A 7,467-nucleotide genomic window follows, 5' to 3' on the forward strand; every position below is an offset into this window, starting at 1 on the left:
ATCCGAGCTGCGTCACCGGCGTGATCTATTTCGATGCCGAGGCGGTTTTGGGTATGTGCGGTCATGGAACCATAGGCCTTGTCGTCACGCTCGCGCATATGGGCCGGATCAAACCGGGCACGCACCGGATCGAGACACCCGTGGGCATCGTCACGGTCGATCTGATCGACGCCAATACTGTCACCGTCACCAATATCGAGAGCCGCCGCACCCATACCGGCGTCACGGTCGAGATTGAGGGTATCGGCGCGGTCTCTGGCGATGTGGCCTATGGCGGCAATCTCTTTTTCCTTGTCGATCCCAGCCCCATTCCCGTCCATTCCGGCAATATCCGGTCGCTGACCGATGCCACCATTGCTGTGCGGGAAGCGGTGCAGGCGCAGGGGATAGACGTGGATCACGTGATCTTTTACGGCCCCTCCGACGATGCGGCGGTTCATAGCCGCAACTTTGTCCTTTGCCCCGATAATGCCTATGACCGCTCGCCCTGCGGCACGGGATGTTCGGCGCGGCTGGCCTGTTTGGCTGCCGAGGGGCGGCTGGAAGTGGGGCAAGAGATTGTGCAGGAAAGCGTGATCGGCAGCACCTATCGGCTGTCCTATACCCCCGGCCCGAATGGCGGCGTGATTCCGTCGATCACCGGGAGGGCTTATGTCATGGCCGAAAGCACGCTCTTGTTCGATTCCAACGATCCGTTCCGCAACGGTATCCGTCTCTGACCCTTACGGCAAAGGTGCCCCATGGCGCGCTCTGAAATCCTCGTTATCGGTGCTGGTATTATCGGCGTCACAAGTGCCCTTGCGCTGCAACGGGACGGCCATTCCGTGCGTATTCTCGACCGCAAGGGCGTCGCCGCCGAGACCTCACGCGGCAATGCCGGGGCCTTTGCCTATACCGATATCGAGCCGCTGGCGACCCCCGGCATCCTGCGCAAGGCGCCGAAATGGTTGCTTGATCCCTTGGGGCCACTGTCGATCCCGCCTGCCTACGCGCTACCGCTCTTGCCGTGGATGCTGCGGTTCTGGCGGGCGAGTTGGCAGGATCGCTATGCGGCGGCGGTGGCGGCACAGGCCAGCCTGATGCACCATTCCCGCGCCGCGTTAGAGCGGTTGATTGTGGACGTGTCAGGCGAACCGTTGATGCGCCGCGAGGGGCAATTGCAGGTCTATGAAGGAGAGGCCGCCTATCGCGCGAGCCTGCCAGCATGGCATTTGCGCCGCAAGCATGGCGTGCGGTTCGACCTGCTTCAAAGCCCCGGCGCATTGGCTGAGATTCAGCCCGGTCTCAGCCCGCGTTTCACCCATGCGGGCTATACGCCCGATTGGATGAACACGGTCGATCCGGCGCGGTGGACCGAACATCTGGCGCAGCGGTTCGTGGCCGCGGGTGGCGTGATCGAGATCGCCGATATCCGCGCGCTGCGGCAGGTGGGGGACGGTGTCGAGATCGAGACCGCGGCCGGCACGATCCGCGCCGATCAGGTTGTGCTGGCGGCGGGCGCCTGGTCGCACCATCTCGCGCGCACCTTGGGCGACACCCTCCCGCTCGAAACCGAGCGCGGCTATAACACCACCTTTTCCACCGCCAGTTTCGATCTGCGCACGCATCTGACCTTTGCCGATCACGGCTTTGTCGTGAGCAAGATCGGCGATGGGCTGCGCGTCGGCGGGGCGGTGGAACTGGGCGGCTTGCGTCTTGCGCCCAATTACAAGCGCGCCGAAACGCTGCTGCGCAAAGCCCGCGATTTCCTGCCGGGGTTTGATCCGCAGGGCGGCACGCAATGGATGGGGTTCCGCCCGTCGCTGCCCGATAGCCTGCCGATCATTTCGCGCGCGCCGCGCGCCGACCGGGTGATCTACGCCTTTGGCCACGGGCATCTGGGCCTGACGCAATCGGCGGGCACAGGGGAGCTGGTGGCGGCGCTTGCCGCGCGGCGCGATCCGGCGATTGCCTTGGCACCGTTCGACGCGCGCCGTTTCTAGGCAACATTCTACCGCCCCGCGTGCCCTCAGCGCACGTTGGCGAGGAACTTTTGCGTTTCGGGATGCTGCGGATCACCGAAAAGCTGATCCGGCGCGCCGATTTCAGCCATGATACCCTGATGAAAGAACGCCACCCGCTTGGACACATCACGGGCAAAGCCCATCTCATGCGTCACGCAGATCATGGTCATGCCTTCTTCGGCCAGCATCTTGAGGGTTTCCAGAACCTCGCCCACAAGCTGCGGATCAAGCGCCGATGTTACCTCGTCGAAGAGCATGTAATCGGGCGACATCGCCAATGCGCGGGCAATCGCCATGCGCTGTTGTTGCCCGCCCGAGAGGCGCGAGGGATAGGTCGTCAGCTTGTCACCCAGGCCGACATGGCGCAGTTGCTTTTCGGCAATCGCCTCGGCCTCAGCCTTGGCCATGCCCAGCACCTTGCGCGGGGCCAATGTGACATTCTCCAGCACCGTGAGATGCGGAAAGGCGTTCCATTGCTGAAACACGATGCCCACCTTGCGACGTAGCTTGTTCAGGTTGGTGGATTTGGCATGCACCTCGGTGCCGTCGATGGTGATCCGGCCGCTATCAATCGGCTCCAGCCCGTTGATGCAGGTCAGCAGCGTTGACTTGCCCGACCCCGAGCCGCCGATCACGGTCACGACCTCGCCGCGCTGCACCGTCAGGTCGATCCCCTTGAGAACCTCCAACTCGCCAAAGGATTTGCGGACATTCTGGATCTCAATCATTGGACCACCTTTTTTCGAGATAGCCGCCGAAACGGGCAAGCGGGAAGCTGATGACAAAGTAGAAGGCACCACAGATGAGCAACAGGAACAGCGGCTCTTGCAGGCGCGTGATGAGGATCTGGGTGGATTTCAAGAGTTCCGTGACCTGCACCACATAGACCAGCGCCGAGTCCTTCATCACCCCAAGCGCCAGACCGATCCACGACGGCAGCGCCACCCGCGTGGCCAGTGGCAGCACGATATAGCGCATGTCCTGACCCCATGTCAGGCCGAGCGACCGTGCCGCGCGACGGGTGATTTCCGGCACCGCATCAATGCCCCCTCGCACGATTTCGGCGCAATAGGCCGAGGTGTAGAGCGACAGCACGATGCAGGCCACGGTAAAGCCCGAAATCTGGAGTTGCAGCACCATCCCGACAAAGGCATTGCCCAAGACAAGCTGAATGAGCAGCGGCACAGAGCGGAAAATGTCGAGAAAGAAGGTCAGCGGGGCGGCCCAAACCGGGCCAAGTTGCACCCGGATCACCCCAAAGAGGATGCCCAAGAGGGTGCCGATAACCACCGAAATCGCGGTGACAAGGATGGTGATCCCCGCGCCCTTGGCGAGAAACACAAGGTCATTGGCGGTGAGGGCGGTGTCAAACATGCGCGTGTCCCCTCAATACCGAAAGAGCCGCGCCGCGATCAGGCGGCCGCCAAGAGTGATGGTTTTCGTGATCAGGTAAAAGATCACGGCGGCCAGCGCGAAAAGCTCGAAGGTGCGGAACGTGAGCGCGTTGAGGTCCTGCGTCACCCCGTAAAGATCGCTGTTCATACCCACGGTCACGCCCAGCGAGGTCATCAGGATTGCCCAGACCATCTGATTGGTCATCGGCAAAAACGAGATCCGCAGCATCTGTGGCGCGATGATATAGCGAAAGGATTGCAACTGCGTCAGGCCCAGAGAGCGGCCAGCGCGGCCTTGGGTGTCGGGGATTGCCTTGAGCGCGCCGCGAAAATTCTCGGTCAGATAGCCCGCGTTGTTGAAGGTGATGCCGATCAGGATCGACACGAAAGGGCTGAAATGGATGCCGAAACTGGCGACGCCGAAATGCGCCATGTAGATCTGAAAGAGGGCAGGCGTGTTGCGGGCGATTTCCACCCAAGTGGTTGCAAAGGCCATCAGCGGGCGTGACCCCGACAACCGGAACACGGTGAGCAGGATGGCAAGTGCGATGCCCAAGGCCATGGACAGGATCGCAATCTCCATCGTGACCAGCGCCCCGTCGAGCATCTGCGGCAGACGGTTGAACGCCTGATTCCACTGGAAGGTATAATTGAACATCAGGACACCCCGCCCCTTGGGGAAATAGCAATTGGCGGCGCGGGGTGTCCGCGCCGCCAACTCTTGCGCAGGCTATCAGCGATAGGCGTTCGGCACCATCAGTTTCGGCACTTCGCCGCCAACCCATTTTTCATAGAGCTCGTCGTAACGGCCGGTGCGCACCTGCTGGTTCACGAAAAGATCGAGATAGTTGAGAAAGCCATACTCGTCTCGCTTGGCAAAAAGCGCCACATAGTCGGTGTCGAAGGGGGCAAAGCCCACCACGGAGATGTCCTTGTAGTTGCCCGACTGCACATTGGCCTGCGCCACGGTCGAGGTGGACACGGTCGCGTCAAGCTGACCTTGGCTGAGCGCCAGGAACACATCGGCCTGCGTCTGGTAGGGGCGGAATTCGCCCTCGCCCCATTCCTTGACCTGCGCCTCGAGTGCGATGGCCTCATACGTGCCTGCAACCGCGCCGACGGTGTGGCCCTTCATCCCCTCGTAAGAGGTGATGCCGGTGCCGCTATTGGCGGTCACGGCCATTTCAAAGGCGAAATAGGGGATCGAGAACCCGACCGTCTTGGCCCGCTCGAGCGTGTCCGAGGTCGAGGCGACGCCCACATCGACGCGGCCCGACATCAGCGCCGGAATACGCTCGGGGAACGGGGTTTCGACGATTTCTGCCTCTACGCCAAGGGCTGCGGCCAGATCGTTGCAGTAATCGACGTCAAAGCCGATCGGCACGTTGTTGGCGTCGCGCATCCCCATGGGCGGGAAGTCGAGCACGACGGCGCAACGCAAGGTGCCCGAGGAAATGATGTCGTCAAGCTTGTCCGCCTGAGCGGTGCCGGCGATGCTGGTCATACCCAGCAGGGCGGCGAAAACTGTCATTTTTTTCATTGGTGGTCCCCTCTCTGTTGATTCTTTTTTCAGCATGAGGCCTTTGGTCCTTTTTTGCAATAATTTTCCTAAAAGAAAAATACTGGCATGTCGGGAAAAAAATCGGTAGACCGTGAAAAACCTTGTTGGAAGAGGTGTTGTGCGCAATGACCAGCTTCCCCAGACCGAAAGGACCCCCCCATGACATTCACCCCGCACGGCAAGCATTTGATCGCAGGAGAGTGGATCGGCACGGAAGAGACATTCCTGTCCGATCCGGCAGAGGGAGCGGGGCAGGCGTTTTCCGTGGGCACGCCGGAGTTGGTGGACCGCGCGGCGCAGGCGGCGGAAGAGGCGTTCTGGACCTATGGTGCCACCAGCCGCGCCGACCGGGCCGCGTTTCTGCATACCATCGCGGATGAGATCGAGGCGCGGGGGGCACAGATCACCGAGATCGGCACGCGGGAAACCGGCCTGCCTGCCGCACGGCTGGAGGGAGAGCGCGGGCGCACCACTGGGCAATTGCGGCTCTTCGCTGATCATATCCTCAAGGGCGATTACCTCGACCGCCGCCACGATGCCGCGCTGCCTGATCGCAAACCCCTGCCGCGTCCCGATCTGCGGATGATCCAACGGCCTATCGGGCCAGTGGCGGTCTTTGGCGCGTCGAACTTTCCGCTCGCCTTTTCCACAGCGGGGGGCGACACGGCGGCGGCGCTTGCGGCGGGCTGCCCGGTTGTGGTCAAGGGTCACGGTGCGCATCCCGGCACTTCCGAAGTGGTGGCTGAGGCGATCCATGCGGCGACCCTGAAATGCGCCATGCCAAGCGGTGTCTTCAGCCTCGTGCAGGGCGGCAACCGCGCGGTGGGTGAGGCATTGGTGCAGCACCCGCTGATCCGCGCCGTGGGCTTTACCGGCTCGCTGGCCGGGGGGCGGGCGCTCTTTGATCTTTGCGCGGCTCGGCCCGATCCGATCCCGTTCTTCGGTGAATTGGGCAGCGTCAATCCGATGTTCCTCTTGCCCTCTGCCATGGCGGCGCGCGGGACAGAGATTGCAACAGGTTGGGCGGGATCGCTGACACTGGGCGCAGGCCAATTCTGCACCAACCCCGGCATTGCGGTGGTGTTGGCCGGGCCGGAGGCCGACGCCTTCGCCGAGGCCACCCGCGCGGCGCTGAGCGAGAGTGGCGCGCAGGTGATGCTGACGACGGGCATTGCAAAGGCCTATGCCAAGGGCGCGGCGCAGATGGGCACGCAGCCGGGGGTGCAGGACCTTTTGACCGCGATGTGCGATCAGCGTCAGGCGAAACCCTTTTTGTTCCAGGTCGCCGCGCGCGACTGGCTGGGCAATCACGCGCTCAGTGAAGAGGTCTTTGGCCCCCTTGGCCTGATCGTGGTGGCGCAGGATGCAGAGGAAATGCTGACAGTCGCGCAGAGCCTCAAAGGCCAGTTGACCGCAACGCTGCACATGGACGCGGGCGACACCACCCTTGCGCGCCGCCTCTTGCCGGTGCTGGAGCGCAAGGCAGGCCGGGTGCTGGCCAATGGTTTCCCGACCGGGGTCGAGGTCTGCGATGCGATGGTCCATGGCGGACCATACCCCGCCTCCACCAATTTCGGCGCAACCTCGGTGGGCACCTTGTCGATCCGCCGCTTTCTGCGCCCTGTCTGCTACCAGAACATCCCAGAGGGCCTCTTGCCCGAGGCGTAGGACGAGGCGCAGCCCATGACAGCACTCAGGCCGGGAAATTCCCGGCCTGATGTGTTAGATAGGGTGGTGTCAGAGCTTACGGCTTGCCGCGCTTGGGCGGCGTGCTGCCACCGAAACCGGCGCGGGCCTTGGGTGGGGCGCCTTTGCCTTTGGGTTTGGCGGCACTTGGTTTGCCGGCAAAGGTCTTGGCTGGGCCTGCACCCGGTTTGCCGGGTTTCTTGGCCGCTCCGGGCGGGACAAAGCGTTTGGAGGTATCCGCCGCCAGATTGGGCTTGGGCGCGGCAGGTTCGGCATCGCGGGGCGCGGGGCGCGCGCGCGGCTTGTCAAAGGGTTTGTCGCCGGATTTGGCCGCCGGTTTGCCATAGGGCTTGGCACCGGGTTTGGCATCGGACTTGGCGTAGGGGCGGCCTTCGGGTTTGCCAAAGGGTTTGGCCCCCGGTTTGCGATCCCCTGCGGCGTTTCCGGCGGGTTTGCCAGATGGTTTCCCGGTTGGCTTTCCGGCAGGCTTGCCAAAGGGTTTGGCCGCAGGCTTGTCACCGGACCACGGCTTTTTGGCAGGGCGCGGCGCATCGCTGCTTTCGGCGCGGGGTTTGCGGTAGGGCGTCACGGTGCCCTCTTCAACCGCTCGGGTCATGGCGGCGGGCGGCGCACCGGCCGGTTTCGGGCGTGGTTTGGGGGCCGGACGCGGCGCGCTGTCACACGGGGCGTGATGCTCTCGGCTCGCCTGCTGCTCACGCGGGGCACGGGCCGGGCGATCCTCTCGCGGGGCGCGTTCGGGGCGATCTTCGCGCGGCGCGCGCGGCGCACGCTCGGGCCGGTCGTCGCGCGGTGCGCGCGGGGC

7 protein-coding genes and 1 pseudogene are annotated in these 7,467 nt (G+C 63.4%); 3 read left to right on the forward strand and 5 right to left on the reverse strand.

Going from position 1 to position 7,467, the window contains the following annotated elements; all coding sequences use genetic code 11:
* Together KBT70_RS01765 and KBT70_RS01770 are read left to right on the forward strand one after the other, a co-directional pair.
* On the forward strand, positions 1-719 hold a 719-nt coding region (locus tag KBT70_RS01765), incomplete at its 5' end, for a proline racemase family protein (RefSeq protein WP_296628061.1).
* Positions 720-740: 21 nt separating this feature from the next.
* Positions 741-1,982 carry an FAD-dependent oxidoreductase gene (locus tag KBT70_RS01770; protein ID WP_296628063.1) on the forward strand — a complete coding sequence of 414 codons (1,242 nt, stop codon included), beginning with the start codon at positions 741-743 and terminating at the stop codon, positions 1,980-1,982.
* Positions 1,983-2,008: 26 nt separating this feature from the next.
* Here the strand turns inward: KBT70_RS01770 and KBT70_RS01775 are convergent, their stop codons facing one another.
* The 4 genes from KBT70_RS01775 to KBT70_RS01790 all read right to left on the reverse strand — a co-directional run bounded on the left by KBT70_RS01775 (position 2,009) and on the right by KBT70_RS01790 (position 4,937).
* A complete protein-coding gene (locus tag KBT70_RS01775) occupies positions 2,009-2,731 on the reverse strand; it encodes an amino acid ABC transporter ATP-binding protein (RefSeq protein WP_296628066.1) in 723 nt (240 codons plus the stop codon).
* Positions 2,724-3,377: an amino acid ABC transporter permease gene (locus tag KBT70_RS01780; RefSeq protein ID WP_296628069.1), complete on the reverse strand. Its 654-nt coding sequence runs from the start codon at positions 3,375-3,377 to the stop codon at positions 2,724-2,726. The genes KBT70_RS01775 and KBT70_RS01780 overlap by 8 nt, the downstream gene beginning before the upstream one ends.
* 12 nt (positions 3,378-3,389) lie before the next feature.
* Positions 3,390-4,055, reverse strand: coding sequence for an amino acid ABC transporter permease (locus KBT70_RS01785; RefSeq protein WP_296628072.1), 666 nt, complete (start codon positions 4,053-4,055; stop codon positions 3,390-3,392).
* Positions 4,056-4,130: 75 nt separating this feature from the next.
* Positions 4,131-4,937: a transporter substrate-binding domain-containing protein gene (locus tag KBT70_RS01790; RefSeq protein WP_296628074.1), complete on the reverse strand. Its 807-nt coding sequence runs from the start codon at positions 4,935-4,937 to the stop codon at positions 4,131-4,133.
* A 180-nt stretch (positions 4,938-5,117) separates the two neighbouring features.
* Between KBT70_RS01790 and KBT70_RS01795 the strand changes: the two genes are divergently transcribed.
* Positions 5,118-6,626 carry an aldehyde dehydrogenase (NADP(+)) gene (locus KBT70_RS01795; protein ID WP_296628076.1) on the forward strand — a complete coding sequence of 503 codons (1,509 nt, stop codon included), beginning with the start codon at positions 5,118-5,120 and terminating at the stop codon, positions 6,624-6,626.
* Positions 6,627-6,702: 76 nt separating this feature from the next.
* On the opposite strand, the pseudogene KBT70_RS01800 reads toward KBT70_RS01795, so the two are convergent.
* A pseudogene (locus KBT70_RS01800) lies at positions 6,703-7,467 on the reverse strand (hypothetical protein); the annotation flags it as partial.

The sequence above is a fragment of the Roseovarius sp. genome, assembly GCF_018066915.1.
In the GTDB taxonomy this organism is placed as follows: Bacteria; Pseudomonadota; Alphaproteobacteria; order Rhodobacterales; family Rhodobacteraceae; genus Roseovarius.

Bases quoted from the DNA above. Each gene is read 5' to 3' on its own strand.
- KBT70_RS01790 (WP_296628074.1), bottom strand. From the start codon at position 4,937: ATGAAAAAAATGACAGTTTTCGCCGCCCTGCTGGGTATGACCAGCATC.
- KBT70_RS01785 (WP_296628072.1), bottom strand. From the start codon at position 4,055: ATGTTCAATTATACCTTCCAGTGGAATCAGGCGTTCAACCGTCTGCCG.
- KBT70_RS01780 (WP_296628069.1), bottom strand. From the start codon at position 3,377: ATGTTTGACACCGCCCTCACCGCCAATGACCTTGTGTTTCTCGCCAAG.
- KBT70_RS01775 (WP_296628066.1), bottom strand. From the start codon at position 2,731: ATGATTGAGATCCAGAATGTCCGCAAATCCTTTGGCGAGTTGGAGGTT.
- KBT70_RS01770 (WP_296628063.1), top strand. From the start codon at position 741: ATGGCGCGCTCTGAAATCCTCGTTATCGGTGCTGGTATTATCGGCGTC.
- KBT70_RS01795 (WP_296628076.1), top strand. From the start codon at position 5,118: ATGACATTCACCCCGCACGGCAAGCATTTGATCGCAGGAGAGTGGATC.